Source organism: Candidatus Palauibacter sp. (assembly GCF_965222475.1).
GTDB lineage: Bacteria > Gemmatimonadota > Gemmatimonadetes > Palauibacterales > Palauibacteraceae > Palauibacter.
Genome location: NZ_CBDCUB010000002.1, coordinates 281,707 through 299,058 on the forward strand (window position 1 = coordinate 281,707; position 17,352 = coordinate 299,058).

General features: G+C 67.5%; 20 protein-coding genes. 11 read left to right on the top strand and 9 right to left on the bottom strand.

All coding sequences use genetic code 11. From position 1 onward, the window contains the following. Nucleotides 1-21: 21 nt before the first annotated feature. Nucleotides 22-1,110, bottom strand: coding sequence for a DEAD/DEAH box helicase (locus ACOQPP_RS06540; protein WP_420636089.1), 1,089 nt, complete (start codon nt 1,108-1,110; stop codon nt 22-24). Nucleotides 1,111-1,476: 366 nt separating this feature from the next. Here ACOQPP_RS06540 and ACOQPP_RS06545 point away from each other — a divergent pair, with 366 nt between their 5' ends. Both ACOQPP_RS06545 and ACOQPP_RS06550 read left to right on the top strand, forming a co-directional pair. Next, nucleotides 1,477-2,709, top strand: coding sequence for a helix-turn-helix domain-containing protein (locus ACOQPP_RS06545; protein ID WP_420636090.1), 1,233 nt, complete (start codon nt 1,477-1,479; stop codon nt 2,707-2,709). A gap of 28 nt (nt 2,710-2,737) precedes the next feature. After that, on the top strand, nt 2,738-3,541 hold the full coding sequence (locus ACOQPP_RS06550) for an AAA family ATPase (protein ID WP_420636091.1): 804 nt from the start codon (nt 2,738-2,740) through the stop codon (nt 3,539-3,541). Between the two features lie 43 nt (nt 3,542-3,584). On the opposite strand, the gene ACOQPP_RS06555 is transcribed toward ACOQPP_RS06550, so the two are convergent. Continuing rightward, nucleotides 3,585-4,046 carry a hypothetical protein gene (locus ACOQPP_RS06555; RefSeq protein WP_420636092.1) on the bottom strand — a complete coding sequence of 154 codons (462 nt, stop codon included), beginning with the start codon at nt 4,044-4,046 and terminating at the stop codon, nt 3,585-3,587. Between the two features lie 132 nt (nt 4,047-4,178). Here ACOQPP_RS06555 and ACOQPP_RS06560 point away from each other — a divergent pair, with 132 nt between their 5' ends. From ACOQPP_RS06560 to trxB, 4 genes are all read left to right on the top strand, one after another. Further along, nucleotides 4,179-5,435 carry a 6-bladed beta-propeller gene (locus ACOQPP_RS06560; RefSeq protein ID WP_420636093.1) on the top strand — a complete coding sequence of 419 codons (1,257 nt, stop codon included), beginning with the start codon at nt 4,179-4,181 and terminating at the stop codon, nt 5,433-5,435. Further along, complete coding sequence (locus ACOQPP_RS06565; RefSeq protein ID WP_420636094.1) at nt 5,432-6,460, top strand: 6-bladed beta-propeller; 1,029 nt, start codon at nt 5,432-5,434, stop codon at nt 6,458-6,460. The genes ACOQPP_RS06560 and ACOQPP_RS06565 overlap by 4 nt, the downstream gene beginning before the upstream one ends. Nucleotides 6,461-6,560: 100 nt before the next feature. Continuing rightward, a complete protein-coding gene (locus ACOQPP_RS06570) occupies nt 6,561-7,082 on the top strand; it encodes a hypothetical protein (protein ID WP_420636095.1) in 522 nt (173 codons plus the stop codon). A gap of 105 nt (nt 7,083-7,187) precedes the next feature. Then, nucleotides 7,188-8,153, top strand: coding sequence for a thioredoxin-disulfide reductase (gene trxB / locus ACOQPP_RS06575; RefSeq protein WP_420636096.1), 966 nt, complete (start codon nt 7,188-7,190; stop codon nt 8,151-8,153). Between the two features lie 36 nt (nt 8,154-8,189). On the opposite strand, the gene ACOQPP_RS06580 is transcribed toward trxB, so the two are convergent. The 3 genes from ACOQPP_RS06580 to ACOQPP_RS06590 form a co-directional block, all read right to left on the bottom strand. Then, nucleotides 8,190-8,612 carry a type II toxin-antitoxin system VapC family toxin gene (locus tag ACOQPP_RS06580; RefSeq protein WP_420636097.1) on the bottom strand — a complete coding sequence of 141 codons (423 nt, stop codon included), beginning with the start codon at nt 8,610-8,612 and terminating at the stop codon, nt 8,190-8,192. Further along, nucleotides 8,609-8,851 carry a ribbon-helix-helix domain-containing protein gene (locus tag ACOQPP_RS06585; protein WP_420636098.1) on the bottom strand — a complete coding sequence of 81 codons (243 nt, stop codon included), beginning with the start codon at nt 8,849-8,851 and terminating at the stop codon, nt 8,609-8,611. Before ACOQPP_RS06585 ends, ACOQPP_RS06580 begins: the two co-directional genes overlap by 4 nt. 122 nt (nt 8,852-8,973) lie before the next feature. Then, the gene (locus ACOQPP_RS06590; RefSeq protein ID WP_420636099.1) at nt 8,974-10,524 is read right to left on the bottom strand and encodes a solute:sodium symporter family transporter; all 1,551 of its coding nucleotides are present in this window, start codon (nt 10,522-10,524) and stop codon (nt 8,974-8,976) included. 256 nt (nt 10,525-10,780) lie between these two features. Here ACOQPP_RS06590 and ACOQPP_RS06595 point away from each other — a divergent pair, with 256 nt between their 5' ends. Next, the gene (locus ACOQPP_RS06595) at nt 10,781-11,518 is read left to right on the top strand and encodes a UPF0149 family protein (RefSeq protein WP_420636100.1); all 738 of its coding nucleotides are present in this window, start codon (nt 10,781-10,783) and stop codon (nt 11,516-11,518) included. A gap of 19 nt (nt 11,519-11,537) precedes the next feature. On the opposite strand, the gene ACOQPP_RS06600 is transcribed toward ACOQPP_RS06595, so the two are convergent. Together ACOQPP_RS06600 and ACOQPP_RS06605 are read right to left on the bottom strand one after the other, a co-directional pair. Then, the gene (locus tag ACOQPP_RS06600; RefSeq protein WP_420636101.1) at nt 11,538-11,951 is read right to left on the bottom strand and encodes a type II toxin-antitoxin system VapC family toxin; all 414 of its coding nucleotides are present in this window, start codon (nt 11,949-11,951) and stop codon (nt 11,538-11,540) included. A 4-nt stretch (nt 11,952-11,955) separates the two neighbouring features. Further along, nucleotides 11,956-12,216 carry a type II toxin-antitoxin system Phd/YefM family antitoxin gene (locus tag ACOQPP_RS06605; RefSeq protein WP_420636102.1) on the bottom strand — a complete coding sequence of 87 codons (261 nt, stop codon included), beginning with the start codon at nt 12,214-12,216 and terminating at the stop codon, nt 11,956-11,958. 196 nt (nt 12,217-12,412) lie between these two features. Between ACOQPP_RS06605 and ACOQPP_RS06610 the strand changes: the two genes are divergently transcribed. Continuing rightward, nucleotides 12,413-13,171, top strand: coding sequence for a UPF0149 family protein (locus ACOQPP_RS06610; RefSeq protein ID WP_419165146.1), 759 nt, complete (start codon nt 12,413-12,415; stop codon nt 13,169-13,171). A gap of 142 nt (nt 13,172-13,313) precedes the next feature. Next, nucleotides 13,314-13,406: an HNH endonuclease gene (locus tag ACOQPP_RS06615; RefSeq protein WP_420636229.1), complete on the top strand. Its 93-nt coding sequence runs from the start codon at nt 13,314-13,316 to the stop codon at nt 13,404-13,406. On the opposite strand, the gene ACOQPP_RS06620 is transcribed toward ACOQPP_RS06615, so the two are convergent. Together ACOQPP_RS06620 and ACOQPP_RS06625 are read right to left on the bottom strand one after the other, a co-directional pair. Next, the gene (locus tag ACOQPP_RS06620) at nt 13,395-13,727 is read right to left on the bottom strand and encodes an OsmC family protein (RefSeq protein ID WP_419165145.1); all 333 of its coding nucleotides are present in this window, start codon (nt 13,725-13,727) and stop codon (nt 13,395-13,397) included. The genes ACOQPP_RS06615 and ACOQPP_RS06620 overlap by 12 nt on opposite strands. Further along, nucleotides 13,728-13,916: a hypothetical protein gene (locus ACOQPP_RS06625; protein WP_419165144.1), complete on the bottom strand. Its 189-nt coding sequence runs from the start codon at nt 13,914-13,916 to the stop codon at nt 13,728-13,730. A 132-nt stretch (nt 13,917-14,048) separates the two neighbouring features. Here ACOQPP_RS06625 and ACOQPP_RS06630 point away from each other — a divergent pair, with 132 nt between their 5' ends. Together ACOQPP_RS06630 and ACOQPP_RS06635 are read left to right on the top strand one after the other, a co-directional pair. Beyond that, nucleotides 14,049-15,866 (top strand): DUF885 domain-containing protein, encoded by a 1,818-nt coding sequence (locus ACOQPP_RS06630; protein WP_419165143.1) that lies wholly within the window; start codon nt 14,049-14,051, stop codon nt 15,864-15,866. Between the two features lie 9 nt (nt 15,867-15,875). Next, a complete protein-coding gene (locus tag ACOQPP_RS06635; RefSeq protein WP_420636103.1) occupies nt 15,876-17,312 on the top strand; it encodes an FAD-binding protein in 1,437 nt (478 codons plus the stop codon). The last annotated feature ends 40 nt before the right edge of the window (nt 17,313-17,352 follow it).

A 17,352-nucleotide genomic window follows, 5' to 3' on the forward strand; every position in this document is an offset into this window, starting at 1 on the left:
AGCCGAAGCCGGTCCTCTCGATCATGCGCCAGACGCTGAACAGCCGATCGGTGGTGTCGACTCAATCCACGAGGACAACGGGTCCGCCAGGAAGTCTTGCAGTACGGAAGGGGCGGTGCCGCTGCGTACCCGGTCGGCCAGCGCCACCCGGAACGACGGATCTGTCAGGTCCGCCTCCTTGGTCGCCCGGCGCAACGTCTCACCGATGACCCGGTCCGGCTTTACCTCGGCACCGAAGAGACCGCTCGCCACCCGAGCGACCTCTGCTTGTTGCTGCGGCCACGGCCCTCCCGAGGAAAGCGTGGCGGAGGTCCCGATGTGGATCAGCCGATCCGCCCTGCACGCCCGCCTGGCTCGTCGAACCAGCATGGCCACGTCGGCACCCTGTCGGCCCCGGTACGTGTGCAGTTCGTCCAGTACGAGGAAGCGAAGGCCCTGCGACGCAGACACAAGCTGCTCTTCGTTATGACCGAAACGCGTGAGCACGAGTTCGAGCATTACGTAGTTGGTCAGGAGAATGTCGAGTGGATCCTTGATGATCTCAGCTCGCCGCTCGGCACTCTCCTGGCCCGTGTAGCGGGCGAAGGTGACGGGCGGCTGGCCTTCCGGATAGCCGCGGTGGAGAAACTTCTCCAGTTCGCCGATCTGGGAGTTCGCGAGGGCGTTCATCGGGTAGACGATGATGGCCTGGATTCCCCGGCCGCTGCCGCGACGCATTACGTGGTCCACGATGGGGACGATGTAGGCGAGCGACTTCCCGGATCCGGTGCCGGTGGTCAGGACGTAGTTGTCTCCCGCAGCGGCGGCCCGAATCCCCTCGACCTGATGCTGATACAGCTGAAACGGCGGCCCGGACGCACCATCCTCCTGCTTTGCGCGGAAGATCTTCAGGCATTCCGGGTGCAGGAGTCCTTCGGCAACGAGATTCTTGAGCCGGTCCCCATCTTGAAACGAGGGGTTCAATTGGACGAGCGGGGCGGGCCAGAGGAAACCGCCCTCCATCTCCTCCTTCACCTTCTGGTGGACTCGCTCATCGCGAATCGTGATGAAGCTGCGGACGTAAGCTCCGTAGTCCTCTACGACTCGGTTACGGAAGTCGAATACGTCCATGAGCACTCGGGGCGGGCTGGGAAGTTGAGTTGATGCTGCGCTCTTGGCGTTGTGGGCGAATCGCGACCGGTCCGGGCGCCGATGGATCTCCCGGCACAGACCAGTATCGGATTTGGCGCAGGGCATATTCCCCCGGCAGATGCGCCATCGTCAAGACTCGAGCCAAGCGGTCGGGCGCGTCACGCTCCTCGCCGTACCCGGGTCGGACCTCGGAGCTGAAGGGGCGGACGAGAATGATCCTTAGGAACATCACGCAACGTGTTCATCCTTGTTAGTTCGATAACTGAACGTTAGGCTGGCGGCCTTCGTCGCTCGGCGACGGCGATGGTTCAGTAGCGAAGGGAAGAGGGGCGAGAAGGTGACGCCATGACCACCGGGGCACGGCTGGCTGGGCGACTCCGCCGGGCGCGGGAGGAGTGCGGGCTGAGCCAGCAGCAGGTGGCGGATGCGCTGGGACTGCCGCGCACGTCGCTGAGCAAGATGGAGGGTGGCACGCGCAACGTCTCGACGCTGGAACTCACCAAACTCATCGACCTGTACGGGTTCCCCGCCTCGTACTTCCTCGCGTCGGACGATGAGCCGCGACCGGAAGATATGATTCACGTCCTGCGCCGGGCTGTTCCGGAGATGGCGCGGGATCCGGAGGTGGGCCACGCGGTGCGGTTTGGCGCGACGCTGTGCCGGGAGGGGGCATCGCTGCGGCGGTTGCTGGGCGGGGCCGTCGAACCGGCGGTTCCGAACTACGCCGCGCGCACTGCATCCGCGAGCGACGCCATCCGGCAAGGCGAGGCCATCGCGCGGGAAGAGCGCCGGCGTCTCGGACTCGGCGATACGCCGGTCTCGAATATGGCCGACCTCGTCGACGACCAAGGGATCTGGACGGCGGCCACTCACCTGCCCGACAGCCTTTCGGGGCTGTTCGTGAACCACGCGGCCGCGGGCTTCGCCATCATGGTCAACCGGCGGCACGGCCCGGTGCGGCAGCGGTTCGCCTACGCTCATGAGTACGCGCACGCGCTGTTCGACCGCTCCCGGACCGTGGTCACGTCGCGGCGGGACAACGCGTCCGAGCGAGGCGAAACTCGTGCGAACGCCTTCGCCGCCGCGTTCATCATGCCGCCGGGGGGTGTCGCGGAGCGGCTGCGGCGGATCGGCAAGGGCCGTCCCAGCCGACACACCCGCGCCTTCTTCGACGTGGCTAACGATGTCGTGACCGGAGCCGTGGTCCGGGAGCGGCCCGGATCCCAACGGATCACGTACGCTGATGTTGGGGAGATCGCCCGCCACTTCAAGGTCGGCTTCGAGGCGGCGCTCTCGCGGCTGAAGAGTCTCAAACACACCTCAGCTGCGGAGTCTGCCGCGCTCCTGGATCAGAGGGACATCGGAAACCGGTACATCCGACTGTTGGGCGAGCCGGGAAGGACGGGCGCGAGGGATGCCGACGGCCACCGTCATTTGCGCGCCCAGATCGTGCGCCTGGTGATCGAAGCGTTTCGCCAAGAGGCGATCTCTCGCGGTCGACTCCTGGAGATCGGCCGGAAGCTGGCCATCGACGACGGGGAACTGCTCGACCTCGCTTGGGCCGCGCGTCCGTATTGATCCGTGCAGCCAACTTACAGGGGAATCCATGAAGGTGCTGGCCATCGCCGGTCCCAACGGGGCCGGCAAGACAACGTTTTCGCGACGATACCTACAATTCGCGGGGTCGGAGATTCCTTTCGTAAACGGCGACATGATCGCGGCGCAGCTGAATCCAGACGCGCCCGACGCGGCCGCGCAGCGTGCCGGGAGGATCGCGCTCGAGCGGATGGAGTCGTACGCGGCAAAGCGGAGGGACTTCGCGTTCGAGACGACCCTTAGCGGCCGGGGCTACGCGCGCCGCCTCGTCAAGTGGAGAGAGCAGGGGTACCGGATCCGTATGGTTTACCTCCGGCTGCCCTCGGCGGATCACGTCGTCAGGCGGGTCGCCCAGCGCGTGAGCGAGGGCGGCCACGACATCCCCGAAACGGTCGCCCGCCGCCGGTTCGAGCGAAGCTGGAGCAACTTCGTCGAACTGTACCGCCCCGTTGCCGACGAATGGCAGGTCTACGACACTTCGGGCGGGTTCGCGACCCTCGTCGCCGCGTCGGAGAGTGCTGACATCCTGCCGTTGCCTCCCCTCGGACGGCGCATCCGGGAGGTTCCGGCCGCGCCGCACGCAGGCGCGCGAGAAGGGTTAGGACGCCGAGATTATTCTACCGGGAGAGACCCGATGACGAAGGATGCGACGCACGCCCCAGACAGGTTCCCGGACGGAGAGCCTTCGATCAAGAATGTGATGATCGCGCTAAGACAGGCGCGTAACGACGCACTGGCCCGCGCCGAAGCGGTTCGGCAACGGCAGGCAGAAGCCGCGCGGGAGGAGGAGGTGTCGTCCACCGCGGAGGCTTGATCGCGGGCGCGCGGAGACGCTATCGCCTCTCTCCCGAGAGCGTTCAGAGGGCCAGACGGGCGCCCACACGAACCGGGACGGCCACGAGCGTTCGGAGCCCGGGCCTCCCTCCCGGTTCGAACGTGGACAGGGAGTTAGCCCGCACGGCGAAATCGAACAACACGGACCAGCGCGATGAGACAGGGAACCCCAGGCGGAGGTTGCCACCCGCCGCGACGTCCCAGTCGAAGGCAAGTTGCCGCCCGCTGTGCAGGATCGCCGTATAGGATCCTGGGATTCGGGAAGCCCGGACCACGCCGGCCTGAGCCGCCACGACAACCCACGGCCCGCCGCCGTTCCCCGCCAGTCTGAACTCGTGCCCGAGCCGGGCCAGGAGACTCGAAACTCCCACGGCACTACCGAACACGAAGTCCTCGGCGTTGAGGCGATACAAGTCCAGGTCGATGCCGAACCGGATCGAGGGGCGACCACACTCGAGCCCCAGGACCATGCTCCAGCCGCTCACGGGTTGGCCGGCCGCAGGTGCCACCCTACTATGTTTATAATAGATTATCTGCACGCCGGACCGGGAGGCGGCAGCGCACGGCGAGCTGTTGCGACCGGAGTGGGTCGTGGAGCGCGAAGCCCAGGAGAGCCCGTGCCGCCAAGGACACTCACCGGCCTCATCATATCGACATCTCTCGCTGCCTGTGATGCCGGAGCGGGGGCTTCCGGCGCCGGTCCCGACGTCGTGGTCGAGACCCGCGGCGACACCACCGTGGTGCGGACCCTGTCGGGAAGCGTGTGGGGCGCCGCCGCCAGGCTGGTTCCGCAGCTCTCGATCGGCGAGGTGGAGGGACCGGAGGAGCTTCTCTTCGGAGCCATCGGGTCGATCGCGGTGGACGATGACGGGCGGGTGTACGTGCTGGACCGACAGGCCCTCAACGTCCGCGGGTTCGACGCCGACGGTGCCCACATCGAGACTCTCGGGGGACCGGGAGAGGGGCCGGGCGAGTTGAGCACGACCGGGTCGCTCGCAGTCCTGCCCGGGGGTCGGGTCGCCGCACAGGATCCCCTGAACATGCGCATCCAGGTCTATGGGCCCGAACCGAACGAGACGGAGGCGTGGAGCTACGACGCAGGGGCCTTCGTCCTGCCCTTCAAGCCGCTGTTCGTGGACCGGCTCGGCCGGATCCTCGTCGCCGCACCGCAGAGTCCGGTGCCCGGAGACGTCGTCGAACAGGTGGCCGTCCTGGGCGCCGACGGCGTGCAGCAAGACACGCTTGTCCCGCCCCGCGGTGACTTCGAACCTCCCGCCGTCGAGGTCTACGTCCCCATGTTCGAACGCTCCGTGACATCGCCCGTTCCGTTGACGGCGCGGCGTCACTGGACCCTGAACCCGGACGGACACTTCGTGACGGGCGTGTCGACCGACTACCGCATCGATGTGGAGGGCGATGCCGGCGTGCTCCGCATCGAGCGCGTCTACGAGCCGGTCGCCGTGTCGGAGGCCGAGCGCAGCTACTACCGCGAGGACACGACGCGGAGCATGCGCCTGACCCAGCCCGACTGGAGCTGGAACGGACCCCCGATCCCCGAGACGAAGCCTCCCTTCCGGGGCCTCATCGCCGGCCGGGACGGCCGGATCTGGGTGAGGGTTTGGACGGACGCCTACCGCCTGGAGAACGAGGATTACGATCCCGACAACCCCCGCTCCGACCCGGTGACCTGGCCCTCCCCGCTCCGCTACGACGTATTCGAGCCGGACGGCACCTACCTGGGCGCGGTGGTGCCGCCGGAGGGTTTCGCGGACTACCCGCAGCCGGTTTTCGATGGCGACAACGTATGGGCCGTGACCCGCGACGCGCTCGGCGTCGAACGCGTCGTCCGTTTCAGGATCGAGGTGGGGGGATGATTCTTGCGAACGGCTTCAGATGGACGCTTCCGTTCCTCGCCGCGGGGTTGGCGGCCTGCTCCGGCGCGGAGGCCGACGCGTCCGCCTCGCTCGAGCGACCGATCACGCTTGAGCGCGTCCGCACGATCGTCCGTCACGACACGACGGCCGCGACAGCCTGGCTCAGCCGAATTTCCGATCTGCAGTTCGACCCGGTCCGCGGGCACCTCCTTGCCCGCGACATTGATGACCAGAGGATCGTGGAGTTCACTACCGATGGCGAGTTCGCCGGCTACTTCGGCCGAAGGGGCGAAGGCCCTGGCGAGATAAGCAACCTGCGGGACTTTGCGGTGGGGACGGATCAGGTAACGGTGTTCGACCAAGGCAACGGAAAACTCATCTTCTTCGATCGCGCGACTCGCGAGATGCGGGACGAGATCAGGTTCGACCGGCGGCTACGGGATATGGCCGCCATCTCCGACACGCTGCTCGCTGTGACGCCGGGCCCGGCTGGTACCCTCTTTGAACTCATCCACATCGATGACCGTAGCCTGGGCTCGTTCGGCGACGGGAGTTACACCGAGACGGGCGATATCGGCCTCTCGCTCGATCATGTTGGGGACGGGCTGCTGTCCGTCCTCAAACCGGCAATCCCGGAGGGACGGTTGTATGAGCTGGACGGGTCGGTCGCTGCGGAGGTCGGTTTCGCGGAACTGGAGCACGTCCTGGCCGAATGGCGTGGGGATTTCACCGAAATGATGGAGCGTTCCCGTCTCGTCGACCGGGGCGGTCGGCGCATCAGCGGCGGCAAATTCTGGGTGAGCCCGCCGGGTGCCCTCCGGGAGGGTTCTTTCTTCCTGACCGCATCCCCGCAAAGCCTCGACGTGAATCCCTGGGAGTTCTGGGTGCTCGACCTCGGGGGTCGCATCACGGGGCGTTATGTGTTCGACCGCACCTCGATCCGCGGTTTCGCCGCTTCTTTCCCGACGGTCTACGCCCTTGGACTGGGCGACGAGTTCGGCGTCTACGAGTACCACATCCCCTGACAAGTCGCCGTAGCCCGTCACAGACCCCGCGAACCGCCCGTTCCCCGTTGGGGTACGGGAGCGGTATGAAGCGGTTCATACCGCGCGAACACGGGGAATCATGAGAAGCACTGTGAGCAGGGTCACCATACTCGCGATCGGGCTCGTCGGAGCGGCCTGCGGTTCGGAGGGCTCGTTCGAGCCCGTCCCCGAGATCGAAGAAGCGGAAATCCGGGCGGCGCTGGACGACCGCTCGTTCCGCCAGTTCGATCCGCACGTGGACGGCAGTCCCCGCAAGGGCGTCATCCTCGACTTCTTCGATGGATTGCGTCTGTGGGCGCAGTATGCCGAAGGGAACCACGCGATCCACGAGTGGGAGATCTCCTCTTCCGAATACCGCATCGAGCAGTCCGCCTCCGGCGCGGAAATCAGACTCGTCTTCACCGCGCCCCCCTCGCGACGGACGCTCACCACACCCTGCGACGACTGTATTCCGGTTCAGGAGATCTCGATCTCGGTCCGGGACGTGTTCGACGAGGAGCGGATCCGGTTCCGGGTGAACGATCCGGACGGCGCCCTACCGTCCCCCTTCCCCGTGTTCACATCGTGGACCCGCTTCCGGGAAGACGAGATCTTCGACTGACGGGTCGACAGGGGTGATATCTTCCCCCCGGCACGGATCTCATCACCAGCAACGAGCGGTCTTCCGGACGAAGACCGAGAAACCAATACAGAACGATGAATAACGATGAATACTGAGACTCTGGTCATCATCGGCTCGGGGCCCGCGGCCTGGACGGCCGCCATCTACGCGGCCCGGGCGAACCTCAACCCGCTCGTCTACGAAGGCGCGGGGAGCCGCACCATGGTCCCCGGCGGACAGCTCATGTTCACCACCGATGTGGAGAACTACCCGGGCTTCCCGGACGGCGTCAGCGGCATCGACATGATGCTGGACTTCAAGAAGCAGGCCGTGCGCTTCGACACCCGCGTCGTCACCGGGGACATCGTCGAGGTGGACTTCTCCCGACGTCCCTTCCGCCTGCGCTCCTCCGAGGGACAGGAGGTCCTCGCGGAGACCGTGGTCCTGGCGACGGGGGCCAACGCGCGCTGGCTGGGCGTGCCGGGCGAGGAACGGCTTGCGCAGAGCGGCGGCGGGGTGTCCGCGTGCGCGGTGTGCGACGGGGCCCTGCCCCACTTCCGGGGGCAGGTCGTGGCCGTGGTGGGAGGCGGAGACAGCGCGATGGAGGAGGCCCTCTACATGACCAAGTTCGCCGGCGAGGTGCTGCTGATCCACCGCCGGGACGAGCTTCGCGCCTCGCGGATCATGCAGGAGCGGGCGTTCGCCAGCGACAGGATGCGCTTCCTGTGGAACAAGACGGTGCAGGAGGTGATGGGCGACGACGTGATCACCGGCCTGCGGCTGCGCGACACCGTGACGGGCGAGGCGTCCGAGATCGAGGTGGGCGGGATGTTCGTGGCGATCGGCCACATCCCCAACACCGGCTTCCTGCAGGGCCAGATCGACCTCAAGGAGAACGGCTACGTGCGGCTGCCCACGTCGTGGCGCACGGAGACGAACGTGCCGGGGGTGTTCGCGGCGGGCGACGTCATGGACGACTACTACCGGCAGGCGGTGTCGGCCGCGGGCACGGGGTGCATGGCCGCGCTCGAGGCCGAGCGCTTCCTGGCCCACAACGGCACGGCCGGCTGACCACAGCGTCTCGGACCGCGATGATCGTGCTCCGCGTCACGCATCGGGCATCCGAGTCGGAATCGGTTGGCGTCCGCTTCTCCGGTAGATCCTGAAGTCGCCGTCCAGAGTGAGGACCACGCTTCCCGGGCGCTGTTCGGACATTCGGACGAGACACGCATCCGCCAGGGACATGGGCACGTCATCGTATTTCTTCATCATCCGCGCGACGGCAGCCGCCTCATCCGCCAGCCCGAACGACACATCGAGGACACCCCGCTCGACAAGCGAGACCACCGCTTCCGGCGCTCCGGATGCGAGACGGTGAGCGAGAAAGCATGCCTCGGCGATGACGGCTTCGCAGGTGAGGAACGGGGGTCCGACCCGGGCCCATTGTTCCCGCGCCCAACCGTGATGCCGATCCCGGGAGTTGAGGAAGGCGATCAATGGGCCTGTATCGAGAATGATCTCCGGGTTCACCGGCCGAAGCCGCGCATGTAGTCCGGATTCACCGAAAGGTCGTCCGGCCCGGGAAAGGCGCCGGCGAGATCGACCGCCCGGGACAGAGCGGAAACGGTTGGCGCGGCCCTCTCCCTGCGCAGGAATGTCTCGAGGGCCTCTCGAATCAGGGCCGACCTGCTGACGCCACGCCGGCGCGCGGCCTCGGAGACCTCCCGAGCGAGGTGTCTCGGCATCTTCAGCGATATGGGTCTCATCATGGCCGGCCCTCCGTGGCGAGTATCACGTCTCAAGGTGATACCATACTACCGCTTGGCGTATTACTGCCAGCGTAGCGATGGGTCAACCCGGCATCGCTCGGCGGCGGTGACCCTCCTCCGGCTCACCAGAAGATGATGTAGAGGACGGCCGCCCCCGCGATGACGCCGCCGGCCCAGAATCCGGCGCCGGTGGCGGGCGTCAGATCCACGCCGTCCGCGGCGCGCGGCAACCGGCGCGGGGCCGAGAGCGGCCGCGCGCGCGTCACGACCGCGATATAGGCGCTGATCGCCAGGAAGGTGATCGCCATGTGGTGCAGGAACGCGACCTCCGGCAGCGTCCACAGGAGCAGGCCGTAGACCGGGATCCCGAGCACCATCCCCCCGAAGGCGGCCGCGGGCGGCGTCCGCCGCGCGAAGATCCCGAACAGGAACGCCGCCACGATCCCGGGCGAGATGAACCCCCAGAACATCTGGATGTACTCGAACACGCTCGGCGCCCGGGCCACGAGCGGGGCCCACAGGCAGGCCACCACCACGAGCACGCCCGTCGTCACCCGTCCCACCGCCATCAGGCGCCGCGATGAAGACTCCGGCCGCAGGTGGCGCTTGTAGAGGTCCACGCTGAAGATCGTCGCCGCCGAGTTCAGCATGGAGTCGAGCGAACTCATCACCGCCCCGAACAGCGCCGCGAACATGAGGCCCGTCAGCCCCGCCGGGAGGAGTTCCCGCATCATCACCGGGTAGGCCTGGTCCGGGTTCGTCACCTGATCCGCGAACAGTTCCGCCGCCATGATCCCGGGAAAGATGATGATGAACGGGATGAACAGCTTGATGAAGCCCGCCAGGAAGAGCCCTCGCTGTCCGTCCGCGAGGCTCCGCGCCGCCAGCGTGCGCTGCGTGATGAACTGGTTCAGTCCCCAGTAGAAGATGTTGGGGATCCACAGCCCGCCGATGAACACGGCGAGCCACGGCATCTCCGGGTGGTTGAGGGGGAGGACGGTGTGGAGCTTCCCGTCGGCCGCTTCGAGGAAGGGACCGAGGCCGCCCATGGCCCGGAACCCGAGCACGGTGACGACCACGCCGCCCAGGAGGAGCGCCACCCCCTGGATGAGGTCGGACCACACGACGGCCTTCAGTCCCCCGTAGATCGTATAGCCCCCGGCGAGCACGCCGATGAGCCAGATTCCGGCCGACATGTCGAGGCCGAAGATCGACTCCAGGGCGAGCGCGCCTGAGTACAGCACCGTCGCGAGGGCCACGAGCACGTACGCCGCGAGGATGAAGCCCGCCATCAGGGTGCGCGTGCGAACGTCGTAGCGGAACTCGAGATACTCGGGGATGGTGTAGATCCCCGCCGCCAGGAACCGCGGCAGGAAGAAGAGCCCGACGAGGACGAGGGTGACGGCCGCCATCCACTCGTAGCTCGCGATCGCGAGGCCGAGGTCGTAGCCGCGCCCGGCCATGCCGACGAAGTGCTCCGTCGAGATGTTCGAGGCGATGAGGGAGAAGCCGATCAGCCACCAGGGCAGGTTGCGTCCCGCGAGGAAGTACCCGGCCGCGCTCTTGTTCCCGCGTGACGCGTACAGCGACACGCCCACGACGAGGAGCAGAAACCCCGCGAACGCCGCGATGTCGAGCCGCTGAAAGGTCATGTTCGCTGGTCCGGCGCCCATGCCGTACCTTCGCTGCGCGAGCCGGAAGACGGGGCGCCGAAGCCCCGGCCAATGCAGCCAGGCACCAGGCGAACCGCTGCCGCCGATACGGGCTCCGCTTTGACCGCTCTCTTCACGCCACCCTCACACCACCTGTTCGGAAGCCGATGTCGAGTCGAATCTCGAACCCGACCCACCCCTCTGCCAGTGGTTGCGGGACTCGCTCAGGGACGTTTCCGGCTCGAGAAGTGCCGCGGCCGGTTGCGGTCGGTGTGATGTGACGGCACTCGTCGGACGCATCTCGCCGGCGGATCGCGCCGCCCTGGAAGCCTTCCTGTCTCGGCCGGGCCAGCCGGGAGGGACCATGACCCTGATCGAAGTTCAGGGCTTCCTCTTCGCGCTGGCGGCCGCGCCGGTGTTCCGCCGCCCCTCGGATTGGCTTGCCCTCGTCTTCGGCGGCGAGCCGCCGGACTTCGATTCGGAGGCGGAAGCCGAGCGCATCCTGATGGCCCTGATGTCGCTGTACAACGAGGTAATCGCGGATGTGCGGGAGCGGGACGGCGCCCTGCCGGCTTCGGTCGGATTCCGGGACGAAGTGCTGGAGAACCTCGACTCCAACTCCCCTGTCTCCCAGTGGTCGCGCGGCTTCGTTCAGGGGCACCTCTGGCTTGAAGAGGAGTGGCGGGACTTCGGGGAGGAGGCGCTCGAGGGACTGTCCATGTCGCTTTGGGCGCTGGGCGTCTGGGCCGACCGTTCGGTCGCCGAGGCGACGGCGGCGGAGATGGAATGGGCCGGCGGCTCGGTCGAAACCGTACTCGAAACCGCCCACGAGTTCTTTGCCGACTGCGCGGCGATTTACGCGGGGACCGGCCTGGCGCTTCAGGACTACATGCGCGAACTGGAAGACCCGCCCCGCCCCGCCGTTCGTGTCCCCCGTCCGGGTCGCAACGAGCCTTGCCCCTGCGAGAGCGGCCGGAAGTACAAGAAGTGCTGCGGCCGCCTCAGGCTGGTGTGATCCCGGGCGGCAGGCAGGGTCATCCCTCCCCGTGCGCGAACGGGTTGATGGTCTTCACCCCGAGCCGCTCGAAATCACGCACATTGCGAGTCGCCACAGTCAGCCGGTGCACGGTGGCGACGGCGCCGATCAGGGCATCTTGCAACAGCGTCTCCGACTGCCGGCGCATCAGCCCGGCCCACTCCCGGAAGGCGGCCGCATCAACCGGCAAAACGTCGAACGTCTTGAGGACTTGACCGAGCCAGTCTTCCAGTTCCGCCGCCTTGACCGGATTCTGCTCCCGGGTGATTTCGATGCCCGCCTGAATCTCACCGATCGTCACCGCGGAGATACGCAGGTCCGCTTCAGGAATCTCGCGAAACCACGCCAGAACGCCGCCGTGCGGCTTCGGTCGCCTCAGTTCCGAGACGACGTTGGTATCCAGGAGATACAAGATTCTAGTCGAACTGCGGCGTTTCTCGCTGTGGGATTGCCCGGCGCGGCGGGACCAGCGAGTCCGTTCGGGCCTCGGGGGCAAGCAGCAACTCCTTCGGGCTCGGTCTGGCCATCTTCTCCAATCGGCGCCAGTGGTCGATGGGAACCAGGACGGCAGTCTCGACGCCCCGTTTCGTGACAACTTGCGGCCCCTGCTTCAACGCGGTCTCAAGGAGCGCGCTGAAGCGTGCCTTCGCCTCTTGAACCTGCCAGGTGTTGCTCACGCGCCCTCCTCGGCCCACAGATCCGACTAGACGGCAGACTAGTCCGCAGGCGTCGCGCGAGCAAGGTCTGCGTTTCGTTCGCCGGACGGGCGCATGCCCCGTAGCTTCGTCGCGCACGCGCACGGGAGGAACGCCCGCACCCCGCCCGGCCCGAACGCGAACCGGGCAAACCGACGCCTCCGGACCGGAAGCCCTTGTGACCGAACTCAGCGCACCCCCCACACCGCGGGAACGCGCCGAACTGGACGACTTCCTGTCCAACTCCGCCCGGCCGGAGGGCACGATGGCCCTTGTCGAGTTGGAGGGGTTCCTCTTCGCGGTGGCCGCCGCGCCCATCCCGGTCATGCCGTCCGAGTGGATCGAGTTCGCCTTCGGGGGAGAGATGCCGGAGTTCGATTCCGTTGACGAAGCCAACCACCTGTTCGGCATCCTGCTGTCTCTCTACAACGCGATCAACGCGGACGTCCGCTACCGCAACGGCCGGCTTCCGGCCTCGGTCATGTTTCGCGAGGAGGTGGAGGAGAACGTCGAACCGGACGCGCCCCTCCGCCAATGGTCGCGAGGCTTTGTTCAGGGGCATTTCTGGCTGCGGGAGGACTGGGACGAGTTTGGCGACGACCTTGACGAGGAGTGGCACGCCGCAGTGTCGACGCTCGCCGTGTTCGCCGACAAGAGCCTCGCCGAGGACGCCTTGGAGGAGGCGCTGGAGGAGGCGCCAGAGGGGATGTCCGAAATCTCGCTGGCGGATATCATCGACGAGGCGTGGATCTTCTTTCCCCACAGTCTCATGGCCTACTGCAGGGGCGGCGTGTCGATTCAGAAGGAGTTGCGGGATCCGGAGCACGACCGTGCCCGGCCGGCCACGCGGACGCCCCGCCCCGGCCGCAACGAGCCGTGCGTTTGCGGCAGCGGCCGCAAGTACAAGAAATGCTGCGGCCGCCTCCGCGTCCTGTAGCGGACAAGTTCCGGCTTCTTCTGGGCGGACCCCGATCTGCCGGCCGAGGATGTCGACCTTCTCGTATGGGACCGGTCGCGAAAGCACGACGCGAAGCTCGACCGGCTCCGGAAGATCCGGGCGCGCGACGAAGAGGTGACGGCTGCCCGGCGCCACGCGCGGCGGGAACGCCATGGACAACATCCGGATCCTCTGCGCAGACTGTAACCGACAGAAGAGCGACTCAATCGTCTAGCGGCGCCCGCGAACCGCTCCCGTTGGTTCCGGCACCGCGTTTCGAGGCCGGGGGCGTCTCCTCGATCTCGGCGGTCCAGCTCACCTCGATCGCGCCCTCCAGCGAACGGGCGGTGGGGCACTTCGCGCCGTGGCTGGCGAGCGCGCGGTCCACCGTCTCCCGGGCCTCGGCGGGCACGCGGAGCCGGTAGTGGACGATGATCTCCTCCAGCGCCGGCATGCGGTCGCGGAGGCGGTTGATTCCCTCCACGTCGGCGCTGATGTCTTCGGGGGCCAGGCGGATGCCGCGCACTTCCAGTGCGCCGTTGAGCGTGCCCAGCATTCAGGCGCCGGTGGCGGCCACCTGGTAGTCGACGGGAAGCGGCAGGTCCCTGGCATCGATCCGGTAGTGGGACTTGATGGGGCCGTGGACGCCGAAGTCGATTTCGGTCCCCTCCTCGAGGCGGGCGCGGCGGTGTACCCCTTCGACCTTCTCGAGGCGGGCGCGGGCGGTGTAGAACGGATCGGACACGGGTTCTCCTTCTCTGTCTTTACGGGCGCTCCCGGCCCGTCGCATTTTCGGTCAGCGAGAGTCGGGCCCGGACGCGAGGCCCGGACGCGAGACTCGGAGATCAAGCGAACCCAAGGATCGAGAGCCGCCAGCATGACGTCAACCCGCGAAATCGGTCGGCTTCGGGGCGGACTGCCGGGCTGGTGCGCGGTTCCGGTCCTCCTGGCGGCCGGCGTCACGGCGTGCGGGGAGGGGGCGGCCGACACGGCGGAAGCACCCGTGCAGAACGACCTCTCGGCGCTCGCCGACCGCTTCTGGGACGCGTATCTGGCCTGGCACCCGCTGCAGGCGACCTACCTCGGCGCGCACCGCCTCGACGACCGCGTGCGCGACATCTCTCCCTCGGGACGCAACAACCGGCGGCGCGAGGTCCGCGCCCTCGTGGACGCGCTCGCCGCGGTCGACTTCTCCTCCCTGCCCCCGGACGAGCGCCTGACGCATCTCGCACTCGACCACCAGCTCAGGGGAGAGATCGCCCAGCAGACGTGCGATCTCGAGGTGTGGGTCGTGGATCACCGGGAGGGGTTCCAACTCGACTTCCTCAACATCGTGGGCGCCCAGCCGCTCGACACGCCGGTGGACGGCGAGCGCATGATCCGGCGCTGGAACGCGTTCGCGGACTACATCGACGACTACATCTCGAACCTGCGAACGGGGCTGGAGACGGGACGGGTCGCCGCGCGCGCGTCGGTGAACCGGACGATCGTCCAACTCGATGCGCTCCTCGAACGGCCGGTGGAGGAGTGGCCGATCTACGCGCCGGCGGGCACGCGGCTCGATGCGTGGCCGGAGGGGACGCGACACGACTTCCGGGCCGGGATCCGGGAGGCGGCGACGGAACGGATCCGTCCCGCGTACGCCCGGCTGCGCGACTTCCTGCGGGACGAACTGTATCCCCACGCTCGGGAGGGCGGCGAGATCGGGCTCTCCAGCCTTCCGGGTGGCCCGGCCTGCTACGAGGCGCTGATCCGGGACCTGACGACGCTCGATCTCACGCCGGACGAAATCCACGAGCGGGGGCTGGCGGAACTCGAGGGGATCCACGAAGAACTGCGGGCGCTGGGTTCCAACGTCCTCGGCACCTCCGACCTGGCCGAGATCCAGGCGCGGCTGCGCTCGGACCCGGAGATGTTCTTCCGCTGGCCGGGGGAGATCGTGCAGCTGGCCGAGGAGGCGTACGCGCGCGCCGCCGTGGCCATGCCCGGGTGGTTCGGCACGCCGCCGCGGACGGAGATGGTGATCCGGCCGATCCCGCTGTACGAGGCGCCGCAGAGCGTGCTCGCCTACTACCGGGAGCCGGCTCCCGACGGATCGCGACCGGGGACGTACTACGTGAACACGTACCGGCCGGAGATCCGCCCGCGCTACCAGGCGGACGTGCTCAGCTTCCACGAGGCGATCCCGGGCCACCACCTGCAGACGGCGATCGCCCAGGAGGTCGAGGGCCTGCCGGAGTTCCGGAAACACCTGGGTTCGGTCGCCTTCGTCGAGGGCTGGGCGCTGTACGCGGAGCGGCTCGCCGACGAGATGGGCCTCTACGCGGACGACCTGAGCCGGATCGGGCTCGCCTCCTACGACGCGTGGCGGGCGAGCCGGCTCGTCGTCGACACGGGGATCCACGCCTACGGCTGGACGCGCGAGCAGGCGATCGCGTTCGTGCGCGAGAACACGCTGCTCGCCGAGGTCAACATCGAGAACGAGGTGGACCGCTACATCGCGTCGCCGGCCCAGGCGCTCGCCTACAAGCTGGGGCAACTCGAGATCTCCCGGCTGCGGGCGCAGGCCGAGGCACAACTCGGCGAGGCGTTCTCGATCGCCGAGTTCCACGACCGGGTGCTGGAGAACGGCGCTCTGAGCCTGCCCGCCCTCGGCGAAGCGATCGACAGCTGGCTTGCGGAAGCCGATGGCTAGCTGCGCGTCGTGAGGTCCACAACGAACTTCGGGAGAAACATCCGCTTCACACCTCGCCATCGGTACAGACCGCGGACCGAAGACGAGGTGGTTCAGCTCCTGGACGAACACCGCGACGGGACGGTCCGCGCGGTGGGCGCCCGGCACTCATGGAACCGGGGCATCGAGACTCCGGACGCGCTCGTGGACCTGCGGCACATTCGGCACGTACGCGTACACGACAGCCGCACCCGCGTGACGGTGGGCGCCGGGTGCCGCATCGGCGCCCTTCTGAAACGCCTCACCCGCCGGGGACTCACGCTGCCGTCGATCGGGCTCATCGATCGCCAGACCGTGGCGGGGGCGGTCGCCACCGGCACGCACGGCTGCGGGCGCCACTCCATGTCCCACTACGTCCAGTCCATGCGCATCGCGTGCTACGGGGCGAACGGGACTGCGAGGGTGCTCACGGTCGATTCCGGACCCATGCTGCGGGCGGCGCGCTGCTCCGTCGGGGCGCTGGGCGTCGTCCTCGAGGTCACGCTGGCCTGCGTGCCGCAGTACTACGTGCGCGAGAGGTGCGCGTGGAGGCCCGGTGTGGACGCGGTGCTGGAGAAGGAAGGGGACGCGCCGCTGCAGCAATTCTATCTCATGCCGCACGCGTGGAGGTATCTGGCGCACGAGCGCAGCGTCGCCGATGAGAACCGTCGGTCGGGGGGCGCGGCTCTCTACCGTGTGTACTGGCTGACCCAGATCGACGTGCGCTTCCATCTGTTACTGAAGTTCTCCGCATCGCTGCTGCGGAGCCGCCGCCTGGTGCACCTCGTGTTCCGGCGCATTCTGCCCCTGGTCATCTTCCCCCGGTGGCGAGTCACGGACCGCAGCGACCGTCAGCTTCGCATGCGTCATGACCTCTTTCGCCACCTCGAGATGGAGGTCTTCGTTCCGCGCGGGCAGCTCGCGTCGGCGCTCGATTTCGTCCGCGAGGTATTGAAGGCGGCGGACGACCGTGGCCACGAACTCTCACCCGGGACGCGCTCGCGGATCGACTCGCTGGGTGCGGTGGCCGGGCTCGAGGCGCTGCGCGGATCGTACGTCCACCACTATCCCATCTGCGTTCGTCGCGTACGGCCGGACGACACCCTGATCTCGATGGCTTCGTGCGACGGTTTGCCGGCCCGGGATTGGTACGCGATCAGCCTCATAACGCTCACCAGACCGTACGCCCGATTCGAACGCGTCGCCGCGTTCCTCGCCGACGCCATGTCGTCGCTGTTCGGGGCCCGGCTGCACTGGGGAAAGTGGTTTCCGCCGGACGGAGTGGAAGTGGAGGACAGGTATCCGGGCCTGAGCGAGTTCAGGCGGGTGTGCGAGGCTTGCGACCCCCGCGGCGTGTTCAGAAACGCGTTCGTGCGGGAGGTGCTGTTCGGTTCGGAGGGGTTCGGATCCGCTTCGAAGGACCGTTGATCGATCCCCGGTTGAGGCCGCGTTGACGTCGCGTTGATCC